Here is a 23,625-nt window from a genome sequence, read left to right on the forward strand (position 1 = left end):
GCGTTAACTACCACTGAAAACTCATAACCCAAAGCCGATAAGTGGTAAGCGTTGGTGGGGGATTTAAACCCCCCATCATAAATTTTGATAAATTGATAAATCATAATTTTTCACTGATTGAAGCAAAATGGCTCATAGACTCTGTGAAAATTTCGAGAAAGAGCATCCTAAATGTGCAAAAATTAAGAAAGGAACATTATTTTTGATGGACAATTGCAAATGATATGAAGACTCAATATTGTGCTTCTTCCTCTGAAGATGACAGGTGAAAAAGATTACTTGAATCTCAATATTCATGACCCAAATGGCCGTGTTCTCTCAGTTGACTTGAATTGGGATAACCTGGGGGCAAAAATCGCTCTCAAGATCCGTCAATCCTTAGACCTGGCAACGATTTTACAAACCACTGCTGACGAAGTGCATCAGCTTGTTAAGTGCGATCGCGTGCTACTCTACCAATTTGACCCAGATGGGAGCGGTCAAGTGGTGGTAGAAGCCATTTCTGACCCCCAGTGGTCATTGCTGGATCGGGTGGTGCATGATGAGTGCTTTGAGTCCTCCTGGCTGGAACCCTATCAAGAAAAGCAAATCCGAGCGATCGCCGATGTTGCTACTGCCAACCTCACACCTTGCCATGCCGAATTTTTGGCAGGGTTTCAGGTGAAAGCCAACCTGGTGGTTCCAGTGCTGTGTACATTCGGGCTTTGGGGCTTGCTGATTGTCCATAACTGTACGGGTCCCCGCCCGTGGTTAGCTGAAGAAATGGACGGGTTGCAGCAAATTGCCGTCCATGTGGGGATAGCCATTTATCAAGCAGACTTGGTAGTACAGTTGCAAGCCGCAAAGGCAGATTTGCAAGCCCAGGTAGCAAGTCGCACGCAGGAATTAGAGCAGGCTAATCAGGAACTTTTAGCCAAAGTGGAGGAGTGCAACGAGGTCGCCACAGCACTGCACCAACGGGAAATTTTTTCACACCAGGTTCTCGATAGTTTGTTAACCTTTGTGGGGGTATTAACCTTGGATGGGGTGTTGATTGAGGCCAACCAAGCTCCCCTGGATGTCGCTGGACTCACCCGTGAGGATGTAATTGGTAAGTTCTTTGCTGATGCCTACTGGTGGAGCTACTCAACGGATGCACAGGCACAAATTCGTGAGGCGATCGCCCAAGCTAGCCAAGGAAAATCCGTGGGGTTTGATATTCCGGTGCAGGTGCAAGGAGGCGATCGCATCATGATCGACTTTTCCCTCAAACCCCTGCGTGATGCCACCGGGCAGATCACTCATCTGATTCCCTCCGGCGTTGATATCACCCAACGCAAACAAGCAGAAATCGCCTTGCGCCAAAGCCGAGACGAACAATTTCAACTGGCGGCGATTGTGGAATCGTCCCAGGATGCGATTATTAGCAAAACCCTTGATGGCAAGATCACCAGTTGGAATCAGGCAGCAGAACAATTACTTGGCTATACGGCCTTTGAAGCCATCGGTCAGCAAATCACAATGTTGATCCCAGTAGAGCGCCAGTCTGAAGCCGCATTGATTTTACAGCGCATCCACCGAGGGGAGCGAGTTGATAGCTATGAAACCCAACGGCAACACAAGGATGGCAGCTTAGTAGATGTAGCGTTAACGATTTCCCCGATTCGGGATGAAAACGGTGTGGTAATTGGCGCATCGAAAATTGCCAGGGATATTCGCGATCGCAAACGCCTGGAAGCTGAACGAAACCAAGCCGAACTTCAGCAGCGCCAGAGCAACGCCCAACTGGAAGATTTCTTTGACAATGCCAGCGACCTGATCCAGAGCGTCTCGTTGCAGGATGGGCGGTTTCTCTATGTTAACCGCGCCTGGCTCACCACTCTAGGCTACCAGCGCGATGAACTTGCCGCCTTGACTATCTTTAACCTGATTGCCCCTGACTGTCTCCGGGATTGTCAAGGGATCTTCCAGGAATTGCAATCGGGAGCAGTTGACTATGTTGAGCGATGGGAAATTGCCTTTGTTAGTAAAACAGGGCAGAAGATTCTCCTCGAAGGTAGTATCAATGTCCGCTATCAAGCAGGGATACCCATTGCCACCCGCGCCATCTTGCGGGATGTGACAGCCCAACGCCGGGTGGAAAAAACTCTCCAAGAGCAAGCAACGATTCTCCGCATTTTCTATGAGTCGTCCCCCCTAATTCTGGGAGTGGTGGAATTGTCAGACAATGACATTCTCCATACACACCATAACCCGGCCAATCTCCAGTTTTTTGGGGTTTCTCCCGCAGCCCTCGACCACAAATGGGCTAGTGAAATTGGAGTTCCATCAGAACATATACAGCGTTGGTTGTTTCACTACCACCAAAGCCAGGAAATGCAACAGCCGGTTCAATTTGAATATGAACATAAAACCGAGGTTCGCACTTACTATTTGTCAGCTGTAGTTCAATTTATCGGCATTGCCAACAGTGGGCGATCGCAATTTTCTTATACGGTGCAAGATATTAGTGAACGCAAACAACTGGAAATTGAACATCAGCGTGTAGAAGCAATGGAGCGCCAGGCTGAACAAGTCAGCCATGAACTCAAATTCCTGGAGAATATTTTAGATATCGTTTTGGCAGGCTATTGGGATTGGAATATTCGGGACAATCAAGCATACTTCAGCCCCGGCTTTAAACGAATGTTTGGCTACGATGATCACGAACTCCCAAATTTACCAGACACTTGGCAAAAACTGATCTTTCCAGAGGATTTAACCAGGGCATTAGTCGGTGTTGAGGAACATATTCAAAGTCGTGGGGAGATTCCCTACTACAACGAAGTCAGATATCGTCACAAGGATGGCTCAACGGTTTGGGTGATGTGTTCGGGACAGGTGATTGAGTGGGATTACCGTCGTTATCCCATTCGGATGATTGGTTGTCATATTGACATTACCGATCGCAAACAAGCAGAAAATAACATCCGCCACATTAACCTGGTATTGGAAAACGTTGTGGAAGGCATTGCCCGTTTAGATGTTACCGGGCGATACATCAGCGTTAACCCCGCCTATGCGGCGATTTGCGGCTACGAACCCGATCAATTAATCGGTCAGATATGGACGCTGACAGTTTATGCAGAGGATTTACAGGCTCTGGAATCGGCCTATGAAACCATGCTGCAAACGGGCAAGGTAGATGTTGAAGCCAGAGGGGTGCGTCAGGATGGCTCTCTGTTTTACAAGCAGGTGATCATGATTACAAACCACGATGAGCAGGGCGCATTCATCGGGCATTATTGTTTTCTCAAAGATATCAGCGATCGCAAATACAGTGAACAGCAACTAGCCGCCAGCGAAGCCCGCTATCGCAACATCATTGAAACGACTATGGAAGGGGTGTGGATGCTGGATGCAGAGGGCAAAACCACCTTTGTAAACCAGAGGATGGCAGATATGATGGGCTACACTGCGGCCCAGATGGCAGGTACTACGCTGATGGATTTGATTGCTCTGGCTGACCGCCCCCAAGCCCAAATCTATCTAGAAAAGCGAGAGCAGGGCATTCAGGAACAGCATCCCTTCAAGTTTCAGCGTCAGGATGGAACTCCTCTGTGGGCGATTGTCTCAGCTACACCGATGTTAGATGACCAAAGCAACTTCATGGGGATAACTGGCTTACTCACCGACATTACCGAACTTGTCACTGTTCAAGAGGCACTCAAATCTTCCCAGATCCAACTGACGAGTGTTTTAAATAGTTCTTTGGATGGGATTATGGCGTTTCGGGCGGTACGTGATGACCAGGGGATAATTATTGATTTTGAATGGTTGTTAAGTAATCCCGCCGCCTGTCAAATGGTGGGGCGGTCATCGGAGCAACTGATTGGTAAACGGTTACTGGTGGAAATGCCTGGAAACCGAAAGGAAGGACTATTTGATGAGTATGTCAATGTGGTGGAATCAGAGAAACCTTATAAAAGGGAATTCTACTACAACCACGATGGCATTGAGTCTTGGTTTGAAAATATTGCGGTCAAACTAGAAGATGGTTTTGCTGTCACCTTCCGGGATATAACGGCAATCAGACAATCGGAACAGGCGATTCAGCAAGTGAATCAACAACTGCAAGAACGGGTTGCCGACCTTGACCAACGCCATGCAGAAATGTTGATCTTGAGCGAAATCAGCGATTTTCTCCAAGCTAGCCTGACGGTGGCAGAAGCCTGTAATGCTCTGTGCAGTTTGTTACAACCCTTGTTTCCTGACTGTTCCGGGGCAGTGTTTATTACCAATTCGTCTCGTAACCGCGTGGAGATGGTGTCCTCTTGGGGCGATTCCCTACAATCTGCACCGGACTTTCACCCCCAGGATTGCTGGGCTTTGCGGCGGGGCAGGTTACATACTTGTAACCACCATCAATCAGGGCTGCGCTGTCAGCATATCCCGGCAGATGAGGCGATCGCCACCACTCTGTGCATCCCGATGATTGCCCAGGGTGAGACTTTGGGTTTGTTTTATCTGAGTACCAATAACTCTACGGCCCTACCCGATGCTAAACTACAAATTGCTCGCACTGTTGCCGAACAGGTGGCTCTGGCGATCGCCAATCTCAATCTGCGCGAAACCTTACAATATCAAAGCATCCGCGATCCCCTCACGGGTTTATATAATCGACGCTATCTCGAAGAAGTTTTGACTCAAGAAATTGCCCGTGGCCAACGTCGCCAACACCCCATCAGTGTGGTGATGATTGATGTGGATTACTTTAAGCGGTTCAATGATACCTACGGTCATGATGTGGGGGACTATGTGCTGCAAACCATTGGCGCAATGCTCAAAGAGACTGTGCGTGGGTCAGATATTGCCTGTCGCTATGGGGGAGAAGAAATGACTCTGATTCTGCCCGAATCTTCTCTAGAGGAAACCACCATTAAGGCAGAAGAGATTCGGGAGGCGATCGCTCAACTGACTCTTGCTTACAACGGACAGCATTTGGGTAAACTCACTATATCACTGGGTATCGCAGGCTTCCCGAAGCACGGCACAACAGGCATAGCCCTGATACAAGCTGCTGATGCTGCCCTCTACCGTGCCAAAGCCGCCGGACGCAATCAAGTTGTAGTTGCACCGTGAAACTTCGCCCAATATAGCTGGGGAGTGGTCCGTGGTCTGTGGTCCGTAGGGTAAAAACCTTTCGTTGTCTAACTTTTATGATCAGTTTATGTCCTAACGTCCTTGGCGGTTGCTATATATGCAGTGCATACTTGCTATGGCAAACATTATTGAATGATTGTTTGAAACTGCTGATGATGACGCACTTTATCAAAGTCTGGGTCAGTTTTTGCTAATTTTTCATACTTCCCAGGAATCAGTTCTATGGCTTTTTGCAGGTTCTCAATTGCTAAGTTAATATTTTCTTGTAAGGCATAGGCACAAGCTTTATTGTAATAGGCTTGATGCTTGTTGGGCTGTATCGCGATCGCCTGATTATAAGATTCTAATGCTTCTGGGTATTTTTCCATTTTTGTCAAGACAATTCCTCGGTTAATCCAGGCTTCATGTTTGGTTGGCTGAAGGGCGATCGCTTGATCGTATGATGCTAACGCTTCTGGGTATTTTTGCAATGATGTTAAGGCATTACCCCGGTTATACCAAGCTTCATCTTTATTGGGTTGAAGGGCGATCGCTTGCTCGTAAGATGCTAATGCTTCTGAGTATTGCTGCAATGATGTTAAGGCATTACCACGATTTATCCAAGTGTCAGGATTCTTTGGTTGCACAGCTATGGCTTTGTCATATACTTGAACAGCATCTTGGTAGTCTTGCGTGTCTAGTAAACCATTAGCTTGATCAAATAATTTTTGCGCTTTTTGACTAGCCTCAGCTTCTGTTAGTAGTTGGGCAACATTAATTTCTTGTACTACTTGAGTAGCATATTTTGTTGATGTTCCTGTCCCATCACCACAGCCAACCATGAATAAACTCATCACACTAGAGGCAATTAAGCAACGCCAGAAAACCATGCTATACATACACAATTCATACAACAATGTTCAAATGTCTTGAAGTTTTATCATACTATCAAAAAATATTTGATTTTTTAATTAAGTTTTCCTTACATGGTAAATTGTGTTACTAAATAACTAAAACATCATAATTAGGGAAACAAAATATATTCATTTATTTTAAGTTCAATTTAAATAACTTCCCAGAGAAACTTGACAACAAGGCTTGATGTCAATCTGATCTTAATTTCCCAAACAACAAATCTCAACCTGTTGGGTCAAAATAGTAAGCATAATGACTGAATCTAACTCCCCCCATCCACCAAATCCAGAACCTTTACCCGCAGAGGATTTTGATAGTGGTACAGATGAAAATCACTTAACCCCAGAAACACTAGCCGCCCAAGAATATTTAACCACAATCGCGTCTTTGCAATCTCCGCAAAATCGAGATGCCTTACAACAGGCTCATTCTCAAATCAAGAAATACACTATTAGTAAATTCACAGTCAAGCCGAGGGCATTACTATTTACTTTAGTGGCGATCGCCATCACTTTTTTCGGGCTGGTAATCAATAACTGGCTGCTGGGCATTTTGGGAACAGTGATCACTTTAATATTATCTCTGACAATGTTATTACCTTGGTGGCAATATGTGCTGCAAAAGTGGTTTTTGTCCCAAGATAGAACCCTGTTTGTCGCCTTTGTGGGGCTAGTAGTCGGGATAATCGGCTTATTGAAGTTTACTGGTTTAGGCGATCGCTTGCAGATGTGGATCAAGCAAATTGGCTGGGAAGCTTCTGGTACTTTAGCAGAATGGTTTGGAGCTTTGGGGCAAATTTCCATTGCGATTGTTGCTGTTTATGTCGCATGGCGACAATATGTAATTTCCAAAGACTTGACAATTCAGCAAAACCTGCTCACAGTGCAGCAAAATATTATTACCCAGCAGCAAACCATAGATTCCTATTTCCAAGGTGTCTCAGATTTGGTATTAGATGAAGAAGGATTATTAGAAGATTGGCCGCAAGAACGGGCGATCGCAGAAGGACGTACCGCCGCGATATTTAGTAGTGTAGATGGCAGTGGTAAAGCCAAAATTATCCGTTTTCTCTCCCGTTCTAAATTGCTCACTCCCCTCAAACGCGATCGCCGTTTAGGAAGAGCCATTCTCGACGGTATGGGGGGTTACGAAGAAGACCGGCTAGAAGGCTTACGCGTCATCGATTTAGGCGTGATGTTAGCCGCAGCAGACCTTTCTAGTAACGATTTACGTTGGACTGACCTGAGTGAAGCTAATCTTGTTCGCGCTAATCTCAGCAATTGTGACTTAGTAAAAGCCAACCTCGCCCGCACCATCTTATATAGTGCTAATCTGGGTGGGGCTGATTTAAATGGGACTCGTTTCTTCTATGGTTTAGTCGCAACAGCATCACCCCGCAGTCGCAACGAGCCACCAAATTACGAAACAGGCGAATACACTGGCGCTGTAGTGGAAAATGCCGATTTCACCAATGTCCAGCGTCTACCTGAAATCACTCGTCAGTACTGCTGTACTTGGGGTGGGGAAAACACTAGAGCCACTATTCCCGGCGGTTGCGAAGGTATTCCCAATAAGTTAGGACGGTGAAAAGAGGCAGGGGAGCAGGGTACAGGGGGCAGGGGGGAAGAGGCAGGGGGGCAGGGTGCAGGGGGCAGGGGGGAGCTTGTACCCCGCCCCAGTTGTTTGGAATGTTTCTACATTCTTTGTTAGCCGATGATAACTGATAACTGATAACTGATAACTGAACTTAAGCGAGGGTGAGAATTTCTACGCCTGTTTCGGTGACAGCTAAAGTATGCTCGCATTGTGCCGACAATTGGCGATCGCGAGTTACAGCAGTCCAACCATCAGCTAGAACCTCAACTTCCCAAGTCCCGACGTTAATCATCGGCTCGATAGTAAACACCATTCCTGGTCTGAGACGTTTGCCTTTGCCCCGTGTACCATAATGGGGAATATCGGGCGCAGTGTGGAAAATATTGCTGATCCCGTGTCCTACAAAGTCGCGCACCACAGAAAAGCCCTGTGCTTCAGCATATTCTTGAATCGCTGCGCCAATATCGCCAATTTTTGCCCCAGGCTTAACTTCCGCAATCCCCAAGCGGCGACATTCTTCGGTTACTTCTACCAGCTTCTGGGCTTTGGGGGAAGGAGTACCAACTAAAAATGTCTTGGATGTATCGCCGTGGTAGCCATCAACAATCAATGTGACATCGATATTAATGATGTCCCCATCCTTAAGAATCTGCTTGGCGTTCGGAATACCATGACAGACTACCTCATTGACACTGGTACAAATTGATTTGGGATAACCTTTGTAACCCAGAGGTGCGCTTTTAGCTCCGTGCGCTTGCGTCCAACGTTCAGCTTCATCATTGAGTTGGAGTGTTGTCACTCCCGGCTTTACCATTGGTTCCAGGTGTTGTAAAAGTTGCCCCGCCAAGCGTCCGGCTTGACGCATTTTGTCGAGTTCTCGTGTAGATAAAATTACAATTGGTTCGATTTTCATAAACTTTCGGCGGCAGAATCGCTCATAAATATAGTTAAACCTGTCTGTGCAGCTCTTTGGATAGCATCAGCAACCTGGAGGGTATATAAACTTGCCTCTGGGGTGACGTACAAAGGAGTGCCATGAAAAAGATGATCTAACACCATAGTTGTATCTTTAGCAAATAAACCCCGACGAGTACCAACCTCTATTGGTGTTGTTTCCCCAGATTGAATCAAAGATCCTGTATTGCCATCAAAAATTAAACCACCCTTTTCGCCGTGAACTTCAAATTTGCGTTCTGGTTGCCACAGGGTTTCGCCTTTGCCATAAACTACTTGTGCTAACAGTCCATTTTCAAAGCACAGTTGACTGATGCAGAAACAAGTTTGATAGTAATCCTGTTCTGTTTCCCAATATCGCTGATGACAGTTAACTGCAAAGACTTTACCAAATAAATCGGTGAGCCGATGTAATCGCGACAGCGCCCCAATTAAAGGAAAACCAAACAGTTCATGGTTATAAGTCCACTTCCGGGGGGCGGGATGCTGAGGATTGATGGTGCTGTAACGAACATAAAAAATATTGCCAATTTGAGCTAAGTTTTGCTGCAAGGCTTGATGTAAGCCACCCAAGAGTTCGATGTGTTCAACGTGTAAGAGTTTATTTTGGGACTTAGCTAGGGCGATTAATTCCTCAGCTTCTGTGACATCTACAGACAAGGGATATTCGACAATTACGTGTTTACCTTGTAAAAGTGCTGCACGAGCGATCGCCCCATGATCGCGGTTAATTGTGGAAATTACCACCAAATCAATATCTTCGCGTTCTACTAATTGTTCCCAGGAAGTTAACGCGAATGTCTGGTATTCTTGGGCAAAGGCTGCTGTGTTTTCTGGCTGATGACCGGCGATCGCTACAAGATGCGATCGCTCATCACCCACCAATGCCTCAGCCCGTAATTTTGCCGCATATCCAGTACCCACCAAGCCTACACGCACTTTTGCTGTTTCCAAAGCTGCCTCTGAATTATACATGATCCTCACCAGTTCTGTTTTTAACATTCCACGCTTAGAATATGCGAAATTCTGGGTTTATACCCAAGGCCTTTAATACATAAAATAAACTTATATTTATCAACTAACTCAACTTCATTACTAATCGGGGTTGATTTTCAGTTAAAAGCTGTAATTTTTCTCGTAGTATCAGAAGTGAAGCAATTAAAAAGTACCTGCTAACCTGATGAGGAAAGCCCTATGCTTTGCTTCAGAATAACTTATACTGCCGTTTGAACAAGAGAGGATTACTTCATGGCTGTTTACAAAGTCACTTTAATTAGCGAAGCCGAAGGCTTAAACCAAACAATAGAATGTCCCGACGATCTCTATATTCTTGATGCGGCCGAAGAAGCTGGTCTTGACTTACCCTTCTCTTGCCGTGCTGGTGCTTGCTCAACCTGTGCAGGTAAAATTGTTAGCGGTACTGTTGACCAATCTGACCAGTCATTCTTAGACGATGACCAGATTGGAGGCGGATATGTGCTGACCTGTGTTGCTTACCCAACTTCTGACTGTACAATCGAAACTCACAAAGAAGAAGAACTCTACTAAGAGTTCACTGTCTGAATTAAAAATCTCTTTCTGGCAAGAGTTAATACTAATCTAGCGGGGGGGGTAAGCCCTTGCACCCCTGCTTGAGTGATAAAAACCGGGTTTTTGTACCTGGGAAGACTAAGTTTCCCTCGTGTCAATTTGCCAAAACCCGGTTTCTGAGATTTGATCCAATTCTAAAACTTGATCTGGTTGCCCAGACTTTGAAGTTGTGTGCCAGGATAATAAAATTGCAGGATTTGGGAATTGGACCAACCGAGTTTAGCTAAATTTTGCGCCCCAGTTTGACTTAAGCCAACTCCATGTCCCAATCCACCACCAATAAAAGCATATCCCCACAAATCTGGTGTGCCTTTGTTGAGGGGTTCTATATAAAACAGCGTACTTCTAGGAGCTGCAAAGGCGCTGCGAATTTCGTCTTTCTCTAGAGTGAAAATACCAATATCTGTCTTCACCGCCAGTTTAAGAATCCGTCCACTTTTGCTCCGTTTGACTACAGACATGGCCTCAACAGTGTTAAATTTAGCGTAGGGGCTATTTTTGATTTCCAGGAATCTTTTTAAGAGTTGGTTAATATCATCAATGGGAGTTTCCCGGTTCCAACGAAAGGTATTCCAGGCGCTTTCGTTAAATCCTTCCCGCCGATTAATGAATTTCCGAAAGTTGGTTTCATCTGCTAAACTCAGATCAGATAAATTCCAAAAGTTAGTAGCAGCGTCTACGACTGGGCGTAAATAAGGACGATCTTCACCATTCCAAACATCACTAAAATAAGCTGTCACGCCGCCTGTGGTGGAAGAATACAAAGCATCGACTAGCTGATTATTATAAGTTAAAACCATACCTCTAGTTGCAGCGATCGCCTGGTCGGTACGGGGAACTGTGCCACTCCAACCATAATAAACTTGACAGTGAGTATCAGCACACAACTGATAGTTATCAGTTACAAATCTCCGCAAATTCCTTAAAGCATAAGTCCGGGCGAGAATTGCTTGGGCTTCCACGGCTGCGGTGGGCGCACTTGTGCCAATTTCATGAGGTACAACTCCCCGCAAATAGCTTTCTAAAGGTACTTCATTGACTAAAGTATATGTACCATAGGCATTGGGCTGTAAAGTCAACCGTCCTGGATACAAACGATTATTTTCGAGTTTTTCGCCTTTTTTGACTCGAATTAAGTTTTTACTTGTACTAATTTCTAAATTATTGGGGCTATAACGCTTACCATTCACTTCCCAACTGACTCGTGGCACTTCTGACAAAATTTTGGTATCGATATACGCCATGTCCTTTCCAGACGCTTGTACGCCCTCAAATAGCAAGCGCCGCAGCAAGGGAGTATTATAAACATCCCGTTTCGCCCAAACTTGCCAGCGTTCTGGTTGGGCTATTTCTACCTCGATTCCCTGAGAACGCCAATTTTTGGCGCTGTCTTCCGCCGTTTCAAAGGTGCGGTATGTACCTAAAACCACTACCTCCTCTACCTCCAGTTTGGGTAAAGGTTCCATGACTGTTTCTAGCTTGACGGGGTTTTGGGTGACTAAGGTTTTTTGCTGATTATCTGCTGTAAATTTTAACTGTAAGCGATCGCCTGCTGTGGGTTCAAGTTGCAACTTGACTTGGGGATTTTCGCCAAATCGTTGCACAATCCCAATTCTCAGTTCTACATCCTGATTTTTGCCATCAACAGATGAAGCACCTGTCAACCCCAACAAGCAAAATGTTGTCAGTACAGTGGAGGAAAAACGCCAGAACGTAGATTGCATAGTGGTCATCTGATTCTTATCAACTCAAAAATGCTAACAATTGCTGAGATTTAATTCTGTTTTCACCTAGAAGTATCAGCACTATCTATTTCACTAATTAACAGACGCTTTCATTCACACAAAAGTGTAAACAAAGCAAATATTCACCCTGGGAATGGGTGAGAATGTCAAAAGCATACCTTTAGCGTCAAAATAATCAAGGTATTCGTCCCACTGTTTGAACTGGCTGAAATCTTTATGACTCCTCACGAAAGTGATGCAAAACCAGCTGCTACCTCATCTAAAGGATGGAGTAGTTGGCAAGAAAATCTAACTTTGATTGCGATCGCCTTATGTTTAGCAATCCTAATTAGAACATTTATCGCCGAACCCCGGTATATCCCATCAGACTCCATGCTACCGACTTTACACACAGGCGATCGCTTGGTAGTAGAAAAAGTTTCCTATCGTTTTCACCCCCCCGCAGCTGGAGATATTATTGTTTTTCAGCCTCCCGCAGAACTGCAACGCCGGGGATATCCAGTAGACCAAGCCTTTATTAAACGCGTCATTGGTCTCCCAGGTAAAATCCTCAACGTGACTAACGGTAAAGTTTACCTGAACGGAGAAGCCTTAGAAGAAAACTACATAGCCGAACCGCCAAATCAACCATTTCCCGCCGTCCAAATCCCAGAAGAGCAGTTTTTTGTCATGGGAGATAACCGCAACGACAGTAACGATTCTCGCTACTGGGGATTTTTACCGAGACAAAATATCATTGGTCGGGCAGCATTTCGCTTTTGGCCTCCTGATCGCATAGGCTTTATTTAGGATTGACAAATAAAACAAAATAAACCTCTCTCTTCCTGATTTCTCTGTGTTCTCTGCGCCTCTGTGGTTCGTTTATTTGTTTATTTGCTAAAATTCCAGTAAATCCCTGAGATTCCGAAAAATGTCCAATTCTCCCCTCTCCTTAGTAAGGAGAGGGGTCGGGGGTGAGGTTGGTGTATTGTATCAAAAGCGTAAAAAATACATCAGCTGGGCGATCGCCTCCCCAGGAAGATCCAACCGTCGCCCGAAATCAGCCAAATTACGGTAACTCCCAGCTGATAGCCGATTTTGTACCACAGCTTCCGCCAGAGACACATCCATAAAAGGAATTTGCACTAATTGCTCAACCGTAGCCGTATTCGGGTTAACTAACTGACTAGGATAATCGAGAGATTCGTTGTCATAGTAAATAAAATTGAGCAGAGGCTGTAATGGTGCTAATCGCTGAGTCGGTAGAGCTAAAGCCGCCGCCACATCTTCAATACAGTAAAATTTAACACCAGAGCGAGAAAGTTCCACAAGCGATCGCGCTTGGTGAATTGACAAACCAGGTAGCCGTAACCAATCATCCACAGTCGCCTGATTAGCATCAATCCGCATCCCCAACTTTACCGCCAATTGAATTTCCTCCCCAGACTGTAAGCGATAATAAGGGTCATTGAGGAGTTTAGCGCGGAGTTTTTGCAACTTGGGGTTTAAAGGTAACCAATTCATATTTTTTGCTGACATCAAGAAATTTGGTCTAGCAGCTGGCGGCGCTTTTGCTCAAATTCGTACTCAGAAATCAATCCATCTTGACGCAGAGTATCCAACTCACGCACAGCCTTAGCGATCGCCTCCACCTGATGACTCGTTTGGGGTGAGTGCTTAACTGCGGACTTACCCAAATTAAAATGACGATCAAAAGCCGCTTCATCTTGCGCTAGATACCAAACTCCCTCAATAGCACTGGCTACCTTGGGGATAGGAGTCCAAGACAGCAGAACATATAACACACCCCACAAAGGTTGTCCCAAATAAAACTTATGTAACCCGGAAATAGTCACCGTCCCGGATAAAGCTAAAATTGCTGCAATACTGCGACTTTTGCGTTTAGTTAACATATTCCCCATCAACCTAGCTCTACCACAATTTCTAGAATAAAACAGCCACTGCCGCAAAACACCAGGTGTTGGTATTGATTCCCTTACATTGGCGGACAAATTGGGACGAGTGGTTGTAAAAGTTCAGTATCTTTTGATTCAAATATTGATTAACTTCACTCTGTTTTTTCTAAACCTTCTTTTGGTCGTGTTTTTTTCAGTAACAGTACAACTCCTATTAATGATGTAACTATTGCAACTACACGCCCTACCCTTGAAACCACCAATATATTGGAGCTTATGAACAGTTTAAAGGCAGCCTCTGCTAAAAACGAATTCACCAAGCCTTCGATTGCTAAGAAAATATATAAACCATAGATGGCAATCGCTAACCATTTTGCCCATAGCTTCTGCCGAGCTATTCCTAATACTGCAAGGATTCCAGCTAATATAACCGTAACTAAACGTAATACTTCGACAACAGAGACATCTGTATATATCCCTAATGCGGTACATATCAAAACAATGATCGAACTTACAGTAATGAGTGATACGTAGATTAAATTGTACCATTTGGTAACTTTGGTATATGCCCTTACCCGCACATTCTTGACCATGATTCTCTTCTCAAAAAATATACTCTGACAAACAAAATAGGTATTGTTTATGTTTAACTTTTAACTTCACTCCGGTACTAAGAAGCTGCGGAAAATACCACCCGAAAACCGCATATTCTCAAACCACCATCAGACTCATTCCAACTACGGCTAGCACTACGACAAAGCTCTGCACTAAAACTCCAAGAACCGCCACGTAATAACCGCCGATAAAAATCACCCCCGACTTCCCAAGCGCTTCCATCGCAAGGTGCGCCATGATAATTATTATGCCAAGTATCAGCACACCATTCCCACACCAGCCCGTGCATATCATATAATCCGAAGGCATTAGCTACCTGAAAACTGCCGACATCGGTTGTTTCTTTGCGGTATTTGCTTTTGACATCCATTCCATAAGTATCACTACTACAATTAACTAAATTAGTAGTAATCATTTCGCCAAAGTGGAAAGATGTCGTAGTTCCGGCGCGACAAGCATATTCCCATTCCGACTCGCTGGGTAAACGATATTCACGTCCGGTTTTTTCCCAGAGTCTGGCGCAAAATTCTACAGCTTCGTACCAAGATACATTTTCTACAGGACGATTATGTCCTTTAAATTTTGAGGGATAAGGATTTAAAGGTTGTTTAACTTGAGGTAAAGCGGCTACGGCTTTCCATTGAGCTTGAGTTATGGGATATTTACCCATAAAAAATGGTTTGAGAATCACTTCGTGTTGAGGACGTTCGTCAGCATCTCCTTCAAACTCTGGCGAACCCATCATAAAACTACCGCCGGGAATTGATACCATTTTTAGTGTTACGGTTTGGCTCAATTTTTCGGCAAAAAACTTGGCTGTAGGGAAATCACGGTTAACTTCTCTACCTGCTGTGTCTACTGTAACTACTTCAAATTCAAAGGTTTCTAAGGGGGGTAATGGAGGTGTGACTTTCTTTGGTGGTGGTAATTTGATTAATTTAGGTACAGAAATATCGACAATTTTTGGTTCAAATACCGATTTTTTCAGAGAATTTAAATCGTTAATTACTTCTGTTGCTGTTTGATATCTTTCACTCGCTAAATGTTTTAATAATTTATTTAAAATTCGGCTTAATTCTTCGCTGATAGTAATCCCCTTTTTCTGTAATTCTTCTTGCCATAACCAATTACCATTCATGGCATCATAAAGAGGATCATTAATTTCTCCATAAGTATTTTGTACTGGTAAACATTGCGTTAACAGACGCACGCAAGTTACACCCAATGCATATAAATCACTTCCATGACAAGGAAATCCCGCCATTTGTTCAGATGGCGCATAACCAATCGTATAAATAACTGTAGCTTGTCTGGCTAAAGTTGTTTGTGTTACTTGTTTTGCACCCCCGAAGTCAATTAATACTGGTTTACCGTCACTGTCACGGCGAATAATGTTTTCTGGTTTGATATCCCGATGAATAACTTTAGCAGCATGAACAAATTGGAGAACTGGTAATAAATCAGTTAAAAGTTGATAAATTTGCTCTTCAGTAAAGGGTTTTTGTCGAACTTCTTGTAAAAGGGTTCTTCCTTCAATAAATTCTTGGACAAGATACAAGCTGGAACCTTGTTCAAAATAAGCTAATAATCTGGGAATTTGAGTATGATTTTCTCCTAGTTCATACAACCGAAATGCTTCTTCTCGGAAAAATTCGGCGGCTTTATTTCGTTGAATTGTTCCTTGAACTTGAGGAAAAAATTGTTTGATGACGCAAGGAGCATTCAGTCTATCTACATCTTCAGTTGCATAAGTTCTGCTAAATCCGCCTTCACCTAAAAGCCTCAATACGCGATAGCGATTTCTCAGGAATTTGCCAAAGTTGCTTTGTCCGCAACTCATGCAAAATATATTCCCTTCAGGGTTGAATGGATTCGAGCAATTGGGATTTTGGCAAATTTGCATAATGAGGAGGAAATAGCATCTTATCCAAAGTTAGCCCCAATAATATCAAATTCAGAATACATATCTAGACAAATAAACCTGAACAAGGCTAAATCTGCATATATACTTATAGGGGAAAAGATTAATGCAGACATTTTATTGATTTTTCTGTTCTAGGTACTATTTAAATAGGAGTACTTCTGAGATTATATATTTTGATCACAAGAGAAATAATATTGTGAAACTCTGGAATTTGTCAAGGGTTTTTTATCCTGTTAATTGTGTACATTATCCAGATTATTTATTGTTATCAAAAGCACGAATAAATTCCGCGATAAAGGCGACAATTGCAGAGACTGTAATTAGGATAATACTCAGGGCATTAACATCAGGCTGGACTCCTGTTCTAATGCGACTAAAAATTTCTATTGGTAGGGTGTTAGAACCGCTACCTGATGTGAAACTGGCAATGAGAAAGTCATCTAAACTCAATACAAAGGCTAGTAGGCAGCCGGCTATAATAGCAGGCGTTAACTGCGGTAGTAATACTTGAATAAATGCCTGTATTGGTGTAGCGCCTAAATCTAGTGCTGCTTCTTCTAAGTTGGGGTCTAAATTTGTCAGTCGGGAAGAAACCACAACTCCAATATAAGCTAGGCAAAATACTATATGAGCAGCAATAATTGTCCACAAACTCAAAGGGATGGCAAAGGCTGCTAGAAATACTAAAGTAGCAACTGCGATCGCAATATCTGGAATAATTAACGGTAGGTAAGAAATACCGCGATACAAATTCTTCCCCAAAAACTGATAACGTGCCAATCCTACCGCCATTAAGGTTCCCAACACAGCCGAAATACCCACCGCACAAAAAGCCACTATCAAACTATTTTTCAAAGCTGATAAAATTCGCTCATCGCTGAATAATTTGTAGTACCAATCGAGGGTGAATCCTTGCCAGGTTGCACTGTAGGGCGACTGGTTAAAGCTATAAAAGCCAAGCACCAGTATAGGCAAATACATAAATATAGATAAAATTACTGTGAAAACCGCCTGCCAGGAGACACGCGGTTTTGTTTTAGATGGAGAAATATGCACGTTTATGATGTTTGTGATTTTTTATAACTGATGAACGTGTTCTGTATAACTTAAAATTTTAATATTGTCAAGAGTGGGAATTGGGGATTTACTTCTTGAGAGGAATATCTTTATATGGGAGATACGTAATAAAATTTAAAGGAAAGTGTTTATGAAATTGGTATTGTTTTTGATTTCAAAGTGCTAATTAAATCCTTCACAGGCACTTAGTGAAACAGCAGACATATATCTCGTTTTCAGCTTATTTTGCAGGAGTTTTGTAATGCGAATTGCTCAGATTGCCCCATTACTTGAGAGAGTACCGCCTCCAGCATATGGGGGCATTGAGTTAGTTGTAGGATTACTAACTGATGAATTAGTTCGACGGGGACATGAAGTCACGCTATTTGCTTCAGGAGATTCTATTAGTTTGGCAAAGCTTGTATCCGTTCATCCCCGTGCTTTACGTCTCGATCCAGATGTCAAGGAACATAACATATATGAAATGCTACAACTAGGCTTTGTCTATGAACGGGCGGAGGAATTTGATATTATTCATTCCCATGTGTGCTGTCCGGCTTTACCCTACGCGAATCTGACTAAAACACCGACGGTTCACACCTTACACGGTGTTTTTACCCCTGATAACGAAAAGATATTTCAATATGCTAAACATCAACCTTTTGTGAGTATTTCCAACGCCCAGAGAGAACTCAGATTAGGGTTAAACTATGTAGCAACGGTTTACAATGGCATTGATGTTGACAGTTATAAATTTCATCCCCAACCTGATAATCCTCCATACTTGGCGTTTTTAGGGCGGATATCTCCAGAGAAAGGTACACATTTAGCGATCGCCATTGCTAAACAAACAGGTTATCATTTAAAAATTGCCGGGAAAGTAGATGTGGTTGACACAGAATACTTTGAGCAACAAGTCAAGCCCCAAATTGATGGTCAGCAAATTGAGTATTTAGGTGAAGCGAATCATGTCCAAAAAAATGCCCTGATGGGAGGTGCTATCGCCACTCTTTTCCCCATCACTTGGCGTGAGCCTTTTGGGTTAGTTATGGTAGAATCAATGGCAGCAGGTACACCCGTGATTGCCATGAAACTAGGGTCTACTGTGGAAGTGATTAAACACGGAAAAACGGGTTTTCTTTGCAATAATGTGGCAGATTTTGTGACTGCTATTGATCAGGTAAGCCAGTTAGACCGTGATGTTTGCCGAGAGTATGTCAAAAATCACTTTAGTCTGCAACATATGACTGATGGTTATGAGGCGGTTTATCAGCAAATTCTCACAGCACAATCTGCTAAAAATGCTTATATCCAAGATGTGGTTAGTCTAGGAATGAGTAGTAATTCCTGAGATGCTTGATTTTAAGTAATATTTATAGGTAATTGAGAATGGGGAACTGATAGAACTCATTACCAATTACCTAGCAATGGACAAGCAAATTATTTGAATTTGGCGCGAATTGTTTCTATTCTTTGACGATTAACACCCAAATCGCTTTGACCTAAGCGTGAGGCTGAACGCACTTGGATGACATTAGCCTGACGGTCTAGATAAAATTCTACATCATCGACAAATCCCATTAAAGCACTTTTAAATTCGGCATATAAATAATCTTCTGTTTCGGTGATTATTTTGGTTCTGGGTAAGGATTGTATGATTGCTTTGAGATTGGCGATGGGCAAAGCCCCGCCTCCGGCGATCGCTTCTTGGGGATTAGATGTAAAAGTCAGTGGTGAAATGATATGCTCTGGATCTGTATCTTGACTAGAAACACAGTTGGGTGAATTAGGACAAGATGCTAATTTACCGTTATTAACACCTAAATTCTGCGGACGTTTCCCTGCAAAAACCATAACGTACTAACTTTTATTCAATAGTAATACACATTTTTAATACTCAATTTTATGGTCCAGAAAATACAGCTTGTTCTATATCTTCCCGGCTGAGAGAATACTTAAACGAGCGTTGAATTTCTTGGTCATTTTCCCCAGATTTGATATATCTGACTGTAATTTGCTCAACATCAAGCCACAGTTGAGCTTCCCAATTAGGGCGCTGTACACGCCAACAATGTAGCTCATTTTCATCTTGTTGACAGCCTTGCTCTTTTAACCACTTTTCAATTTGTGGTAAGGGATGACTATATAAAGGTGTGTCGGGAGTAAGCATAGAAAATTACAAAAAACAACTCAAAATTCAATAATCTTCACTTGTCCAGGGGTGGAGACTTGAGAAATATGGCTAATTTGTGGTTGGGTAACTTGGGTTGGGATATTGCTTTCACCACGAATCACAGCAACAGCGATCGCAACTAATACACAACCTGCCAGAGTTAAGCCTAACACAAATAATACAAAGATTTCGCCGGCAGATAAGGGGCGATCGCTCGCATCCAGATACATTGATTTGGAGTAATCGTAGGGTTGACGCACCGGATGGTTTAAATCCGTTGGTGCTTGAATTACCCCAAACCGAGAATAGCCAATTTTGGTATCATAACTTAAACGCCGTTCTGGACTGCTGAGAGTGGCGTAAGCTTCATTAATTTGCTGAAATTTGCTAGTCGCAACCGTAGCAGGTAATTCTGTAGTATCTGGATGATACTGTTTACTCAGTTCCCAATAAGCGCGACGAATATCAATCACCGATGCTGAGGGATGCAGTCCTAGCAGTCCGTAATATGTTGTATTCTTGCTGATTTGTCGCTTTGTTCCGTTTTCAGTCACGGTTTTGATTCACTTTGCTCAAATTCAGTTTTTTATATTTTAATAGTTTTATGAATGGACGCGCCGCAAAACTTCATAATTTCAACCCCCAGCTTCATCGGGGGAATAGAATCTAGTTGATATTTCTGCCATTTTTGGCAATTACTGAGCAGATAAATTAGCAATTTGACGGCGCAGTTCCCGGCGATCGCTATCGAAAGTAAAAGCCTGCTCAACCACAAACCAGTTACCACGATCCACAACTTGGGGATATAGCATCACCGCCACCGTTACCTTATCCCTGGAAAATTTTATCTCCTTGAGAATCTCAGTAGCTTGGGCTGCTGTAAAGTAGTTGTGAGGAACCGCACTCCCAAATTATTACATATTAAACGTATAATTTTAACTTTAACCCTAGGATGATTTCAGATTATCGGGTAGCTGTCACAAATGCAAGCATCAGAAACTAAATTACAACAAATTATTGAAGGCACAAAGCAGTACATTGTACCCTTGTTTCAGCGAGCTTATAGCTGGAAAAAACCTGAGTGGGAAGTGTTGTGGAATGATATTCGCGAACTCTGCACAATAGATCATCCTCGTCCTCACTTTATGGGTTCCGTTGTCACCATGCCAACTGCATCAATGCCTGAAGGAGTTAGCAAATACTTACTAATTGACGGTCAACAACGCTTAACAACAATTTTTATCCTTCTCTCTGCTTTGCGAGATAAAGCAGAACAGTCTGGAAACCCAAAACTTGCAGCAAAAATTGATAATACCATTCTAGTTAATCCCTATGAAAAAGGTTTAGATTATTTCAAACTACAGCCCACACAATTAGATCGTGAGCCATTTCATCATATTATTAATAAAAAAACACCTATTGATGATAATAATATTTCTGAATGTTATCAATTTTTTGAAAGAAAAATTCGACAAAGCCAGTTAGAATTTGCCAAAATTCAAAAGGTTATATGTAGCAATCTCTCAATTGTCAGTGTTGTACTCAGCAATGAAGATGATCCCTATTTAGTATTTGAAAATTTAAATGCTAAGGGAAGACCTCTGACTCAAGCCGACCTGATACGTAACTATTTCTTTATGCGAATTGATGTGGAGAGCCAGCAATCTGTTTATGAAAAATATTGGCAACCCATGCAACGTATTTTAGGAGAGAGTCTAACAGACTTTATTCGTCACTACTTGACTAAAAGCGGTGTAGATGTCAAGAACAATGAAATTTACTTTGAAATCAAGGAGCGCATTAGCAAAGGCGACCCGCTTTCATACCTTCAAGATTTATGGGTTTTTTCGGAATACTATGCAAGACTTTTGCATCCGGAGCGCGAAGTCAATGAAACTGTTCGTAAATATCTCAATCGTCTGAATCGTTTAGAAGTTTCTACTGTCTATCCTTTCTTATTGAACTGTTATGATGATTGGGTGAAATATAGAATTACCCAAGAAGAATTTATTGCGATTCTGCAAATTATTGAAAATTTTATTATTCGCAGATTTGTTTGTAATATTCAAACCAGAGGACTAAATAGAATTTTCGCATTACTTTACTCACAAGTTAGTAAAGATACTAATTTAGTTTCTGACAGTTTTGTAGAAAGATTAAAGTTAGCGCTCCAGATTCGTGATTATCCCAAGGATGTTGACTTTAAAACGAGATTAATGGATGTAAAGCTTTATGGGGGAAGTAATCGTTCTGAGAAGGCAAAACTCATTTTAGAGTCTATTGAAGAATCCTTTCAGCATAAGGAACAGGTATCTTTTGATAAACTTTCAATTGAACATATTATGCCACAAACCCTAAATAAATGGTGGAAAGAACATTTAGGAGAAAGTGGGGAAATAACACATGAATTATTAGTTCATTCTTTAGGCAATCTTACACTGACGGCTTACAATTCTGACCTTTCTAATCATGACTTTTTAGCTAAAAAAACACAGTTTAAAAACAGTCATCTGGAATTAAATAAGTATTTTGATCATAAGATTTATTGGCGCAAAGAGGATATTGAAGAACGGGCGGTATATCTTGCAGAAATTGCCTTGCAAATTTGGAGCTATTTTGGTAATGAATCAGTAAAAATCTCTAAAAGCAGTAGGTCGGGTAATATTCCCAAAGGACTCCGCATATTTGGAAAAGAACATTCTGTAAAAAGTTGGCGAGATGTTTTAGAAATTACATTAAACGAAATCGCCGATTTAGAGCCTGAGCGATTTCAAGACATTACGCAAAATTTCCCGCGCTTTGTGGGATGGGATGAAAAAGACTTTCGGAGTACTCGTCACCTGAAAAATGGAGCTTTTATTGAGGTGAATTTATCATCAAAAGACATTTATACTTTTTGTTTAAGAGCTATAGAAACAGCAGAACTTTCGACGGAAGAGTGGGATATAGATTACTCAGAAAAAGCAAATATTTAGTTAGGTAGATAGTAAAATCCCCTCTCTAATGAGACGCTGAAGCAAACAGCTTGAGGCAGGGGAGTGTTAACTTCACTTAAGTTAATAAATCAGCGCGGGGTTTAAAGGTTTCTATTTCCCGCAATTTTTCGTAAAGTTCGCGTTCTTCAGATGTGATATTTTTGGGCGTAACAATTTGAATTTCTACTAATTGATCGCCACGTTTACCGTTTTCGTTGGGGTAGCCTTTATTAGCTAAACGCAATCTTTGACCAGTCCTGACCCCTGGGGGGATGGTCATTTTTACTGGGCCATCGAGAGTAGGTGCTTCTACTTGTCCTCCTAAAACTGCTTCACAGGGAGTCACGGGGACTTGGCAAAATATATTGAACCCATCTAGTTTAAATTGGGTATGGGGTTCTACGGTAATTTTTAAGTAAAGATCGCCACCATTAATACCTTGGTTTCGTAAGCGGATACTTTGACCTGTTACCATAGCTGGGGGCATATTTACTTCGAGCGATCGCCCATCCTCTAGTCTAATCCGTTCTTTACCACCTTGATAAGCCTTTTCTAGGGGTAAAGTTAATCTCGCTTCAATATCTCGGCGGGGTGTGCGTGGTGGGCTTTTGGGAACTGTATACTCCACCCGGCTATTAGGAGAACGGAAGGGATCGGTTTTGGTGCTACTACCCCCATTTCTGCTGTCTCTACGACCCCCTACACCGACAACTTGATTAATAAAGCTTTCAAAATCATTAAATTGTCCGGGATCGACATCTTTAGCGCTACTGCGACCATTTGAGGAACCAGCCCAGCTTTTAGGTTTGGGTGCTTTGTTGCTCACAAAGCCTTTTTGCTTCCAGTAGCGGCTAAACTGGTCATATTGCGATCGCCTAGCAGCATCAGAAAGGACTTCATAAGCCTCACCGATATCTTTAAACTTTTCCTCTGCTTCTTTATTTCCCGGATTCAGATCCGGGTGATATTGTCTTGCTAACCGCCGATATACCTTTTTAATTTCTTCGCCGGATGCATCCTTAGTTACTCCTAAAATTTCGTAGTAATCGCGGAAATTCTGCAAATTTTGCATAGCTCAATTATTTTA

19 protein-coding genes and 1 pseudogene are annotated in these 23,625 nt (G+C 42.6%); 6 read left to right on the forward strand and 14 right to left on the reverse strand.

Going from position 1 to position 23,625, the window contains the following annotated elements:
* The first annotated feature begins 258 nt into the window (after positions 1-258).
* The gene (locus tag NSP_RS14675) at positions 259-5,100 is read left to right on the forward strand and encodes a PAS domain S-box protein (RefSeq protein ID WP_006196918.1); all 4,842 of its coding nucleotides are present in this window, start codon (positions 259-261) and stop codon (positions 5,098-5,100) included.
* Positions 5,101-5,246: 146 nt separating this feature from the next.
* On the opposite strand, the gene NSP_RS14680 is transcribed toward NSP_RS14675, so the two are convergent.
* Positions 5,247-5,990 carry a tetratricopeptide repeat protein gene (locus NSP_RS14680; RefSeq protein WP_017804184.1) on the reverse strand — a complete coding sequence of 248 codons (744 nt, stop codon included), beginning with the start codon at positions 5,988-5,990 and terminating at the stop codon, positions 5,247-5,249.
* Positions 5,991-6,264: 274 nt separating this feature from the next.
* On the opposite strand from NSP_RS14680, the gene NSP_RS14685 reads away from it, so the two are divergent.
* The gene (locus NSP_RS14685; RefSeq protein WP_173403347.1) at positions 6,265-7,602 is read left to right on the forward strand and encodes a pentapeptide repeat-containing protein; all 1,338 of its coding nucleotides are present in this window, start codon (positions 6,265-6,267) and stop codon (positions 7,600-7,602) included.
* 160 nt (positions 7,603-7,762) lie between these two features.
* Here NSP_RS14685 and map read toward each other — a convergent pair whose 3' ends face one another.
* Together map and NSP_RS14695 are read right to left on the reverse strand one after the other, a co-directional pair.
* Entirely contained in the window at positions 7,763-8,524 is a 762-nt protein-coding gene (gene map / locus NSP_RS14690; protein WP_006196921.1) for a type I methionyl aminopeptidase, read from the reverse strand.
* Complete coding sequence (locus NSP_RS14695) at positions 8,521-9,540, reverse strand: Gfo/Idh/MocA family protein (RefSeq protein WP_173403289.1); 1,020 nt, start codon at positions 9,538-9,540, stop codon at positions 8,521-8,523. The genes map and NSP_RS14695 overlap by 4 nt, the downstream gene beginning before the upstream one ends.
* A gap of 273 nt (positions 9,541-9,813) precedes the next feature.
* Here NSP_RS14695 and NSP_RS14700 point away from each other — a divergent pair, with 273 nt between their 5' ends.
* The gene (locus NSP_RS14700) at positions 9,814-10,113 is read left to right on the forward strand and encodes a ferredoxin (RefSeq protein WP_006196923.1); all 300 of its coding nucleotides are present in this window, start codon (positions 9,814-9,816) and stop codon (positions 10,111-10,113) included.
* A 176-nt stretch (positions 10,114-10,289) separates the two neighbouring features.
* On the opposite strand, the gene NSP_RS14705 is transcribed toward NSP_RS14700, so the two are convergent.
* A complete protein-coding gene (locus NSP_RS14705; protein WP_017804185.1) occupies positions 10,290-11,879 on the reverse strand; it encodes a SpoIID/LytB domain-containing protein in 1,590 nt (529 codons plus the stop codon).
* A gap of 237 nt (positions 11,880-12,116) precedes the next feature.
* Between NSP_RS14705 and lepB the strand changes: the two genes are divergently transcribed.
* Entirely contained in the window at positions 12,117-12,689 is a 573-nt protein-coding gene (gene lepB, locus NSP_RS14710) for a signal peptidase I (RefSeq protein ID WP_006196925.1), read from the forward strand.
* A gap of 183 nt (positions 12,690-12,872) precedes the next feature.
* Here the strand turns inward: lepB and NSP_RS14715 are convergent, their stop codons facing one another.
* From NSP_RS14715 to NSP_RS14740, 5 genes are all read right to left on the reverse strand, one after another.
* The gene (locus tag NSP_RS14715; protein ID WP_231859476.1) at positions 12,873-13,403 is read right to left on the reverse strand and encodes a ComEA family DNA-binding protein; all 531 of its coding nucleotides are present in this window, start codon (positions 13,401-13,403) and stop codon (positions 12,873-12,875) included.
* Between the two features lie 14 nt (positions 13,404-13,417).
* Positions 13,418-13,792, reverse strand: coding sequence for an NINE protein (locus NSP_RS14720; protein WP_006196927.1), 375 nt, complete (start codon positions 13,790-13,792; stop codon positions 13,418-13,420).
* A gap of 155 nt (positions 13,793-13,947) precedes the next feature.
* Positions 13,948-14,388: a hypothetical protein gene (locus NSP_RS14725; RefSeq protein WP_006196928.1), complete on the reverse strand. Its 441-nt coding sequence runs from the start codon at positions 14,386-14,388 to the stop codon at positions 13,948-13,950.
* Between the two features lie 77 nt (positions 14,389-14,465).
* Complete coding sequence (locus tag NSP_RS14730) at positions 14,466-16,313, reverse strand: bifunctional serine/threonine-protein kinase/formylglycine-generating enzyme family protein (protein WP_173403290.1); 1,848 nt, start codon at positions 16,311-16,313, stop codon at positions 14,466-14,468.
* 276 nt (positions 16,314-16,589) lie between these two features.
* A complete protein-coding gene (locus NSP_RS14740) occupies positions 16,590-17,315 on the reverse strand; it encodes an ABC transporter permease (protein WP_006196930.1) in 726 nt (241 codons plus the stop codon).
* Between the two features lie 337 nt (positions 17,316-17,652).
* On the opposite strand from NSP_RS14740, the gene NSP_RS14745 reads away from it, so the two are divergent.
* A complete protein-coding gene (locus NSP_RS14745; protein WP_006196931.1) occupies positions 17,653-18,741 on the forward strand; it encodes a glycosyltransferase family 4 protein in 1,089 nt (362 codons plus the stop codon).
* Between the two features lie 89 nt (positions 18,742-18,830).
* Here the strand turns inward: NSP_RS14745 and NSP_RS14750 are convergent, their stop codons facing one another.
* The 4 genes and pseudogenes from NSP_RS14750 to NSP_RS24245 all read right to left on the reverse strand — a co-directional run.
* The gene (locus tag NSP_RS14750; protein WP_006196932.1) at positions 18,831-19,244 is read right to left on the reverse strand and encodes a DUF1499 domain-containing protein; all 414 of its coding nucleotides are present in this window, start codon (positions 19,242-19,244) and stop codon (positions 18,831-18,833) included.
* A 49-nt stretch (positions 19,245-19,293) separates the two neighbouring features.
* The gene (locus NSP_RS14755) at positions 19,294-19,560 is read right to left on the reverse strand and encodes a DUF3143 domain-containing protein (protein ID WP_006196933.1); all 267 of its coding nucleotides are present in this window, start codon (positions 19,558-19,560) and stop codon (positions 19,294-19,296) included.
* A 20-nt stretch (positions 19,561-19,580) separates the two neighbouring features.
* Positions 19,581-20,117, reverse strand: coding sequence for a J domain-containing protein (locus NSP_RS14760; RefSeq protein ID WP_006196934.1), 537 nt, complete (start codon positions 20,115-20,117; stop codon positions 19,581-19,583).
* A gap of 141 nt (positions 20,118-20,258) precedes the next feature.
* A pseudogene (locus tag NSP_RS24245) lies at positions 20,259-20,453 on the reverse strand (DUF4476 domain-containing protein); the annotation flags it as partial.
* Positions 20,454-20,546: 93 nt separating this feature from the next.
* Here NSP_RS24245 and NSP_RS14765 point away from each other — a divergent pair.
* On the forward strand, positions 20,547-22,538 hold the full coding sequence (locus NSP_RS14765) for a DUF262 domain-containing protein (protein WP_006196936.1): 1,992 nt from the start codon (positions 20,547-20,549) through the stop codon (positions 22,536-22,538).
* A gap of 76 nt (positions 22,539-22,614) precedes the next feature.
* On the opposite strand, the gene NSP_RS14770 is transcribed toward NSP_RS14765, so the two are convergent.
* Entirely contained in the window at positions 22,615-23,610 is a 996-nt protein-coding gene (locus NSP_RS14770) for a DnaJ C-terminal domain-containing protein (RefSeq protein WP_006196937.1), read from the reverse strand.
* Between the last annotated feature and the right edge of the window lie 15 nt (positions 23,611-23,625).

It is taken from the genome of Nodularia spumigena CCY9414, from assembly GCF_000340565.2.
In the GTDB taxonomy this organism is placed as follows: domain Bacteria; phylum Cyanobacteriota; class Cyanobacteriia; order Cyanobacteriales; family Nostocaceae; genus Nodularia; species Nodularia spumigena.

Excerpts from the sequence above, each read along its gene's own strand:
- NSP_RS14745 (WP_006196931.1), top strand. The coding sequence starts at position 17,653 with ATGCGAATTGCTCAGATTGCCCCATTACTTGAGAGAGTACCGCCTCCA.
- NSP_RS14700 (WP_006196923.1), top strand. The coding sequence starts at position 9,814 with ATGGCTGTTTACAAAGTCACTTTAATTAGCGAAGCCGAAGGCTTAAAC.
- NSP_RS14680 (WP_017804184.1), bottom strand. The coding sequence starts at position 5,990 with ATGGTTTTCTGGCGTTGCTTAATTGCCTCTAGTGTGATGAGTTTATTC.
- NSP_RS14675 (WP_006196918.1), top strand. The coding sequence starts at position 259 with ATGACAGGTGAAAAAGATTACTTGAATCTCAATATTCATGACCCAAAT.
- NSP_RS14755 (WP_006196933.1), bottom strand. The coding sequence starts at position 19,560 with ATGCTTACTCCCGACACACCTTTATATAGTCATCCCTTACCACAAATT.
- NSP_RS14695 (WP_173403289.1), bottom strand. The coding sequence starts at position 9,540 with ATGTATAATTCAGAGGCAGCTTTGGAAACAGCAAAAGTGCGTGTAGGC.
- NSP_RS14720 (WP_006196927.1), bottom strand. The coding sequence starts at position 13,792 with ATGTTAACTAAACGCAAAAGTCGCAGTATTGCAGCAATTTTAGCTTTA.
- NSP_RS14770 (WP_006196937.1), bottom strand. The coding sequence starts at position 23,610 with ATGCAAAATTTGCAGAATTTCCGCGATTACTACGAAATTTTAGGAGTA.
- lepB (WP_006196925.1), top strand. The coding sequence starts at position 12,117 with ATGACTCCTCACGAAAGTGATGCAAAACCAGCTGCTACCTCATCTAAA.
- NSP_RS14715 (WP_231859476.1), bottom strand. The coding sequence starts at position 13,403 with ATGAATTGGTTACCTTTAAACCCCAAGTTGCAAAAACTCCGCGCTAAA.
- NSP_RS14765 (WP_006196936.1), top strand. The coding sequence starts at position 20,547 with ATGCAAGCATCAGAAACTAAATTACAACAAATTATTGAAGGCACAAAG.
- NSP_RS14740 (WP_006196930.1), bottom strand. The coding sequence starts at position 17,315 with ATGTATTTGCCTATACTGGTGCTTGGCTTTTATAGCTTTAACCAGTCG.
- NSP_RS14725 (WP_006196928.1), bottom strand. The coding sequence starts at position 14,388 with ATGGTCAAGAATGTGCGGGTAAGGGCATATACCAAAGTTACCAAATGG.
- NSP_RS14705 (WP_017804185.1), bottom strand. The coding sequence starts at position 11,879 with ATGCAATCTACGTTCTGGCGTTTTTCCTCCACTGTACTGACAACATTT.
- NSP_RS14730 (WP_173403290.1), bottom strand. The coding sequence starts at position 16,313 with ATGCAAATTTGCCAAAATCCCAATTGCTCGAATCCATTCAACCCTGAA.
- NSP_RS14750 (WP_006196932.1), bottom strand. The coding sequence starts at position 19,244 with ATGGTTTTTGCAGGGAAACGTCCGCAGAATTTAGGTGTTAATAACGGT.
- map (WP_006196921.1), bottom strand. The coding sequence starts at position 8,524 with ATGAAAATCGAACCAATTGTAATTTTATCTACACGAGAACTCGACAAA.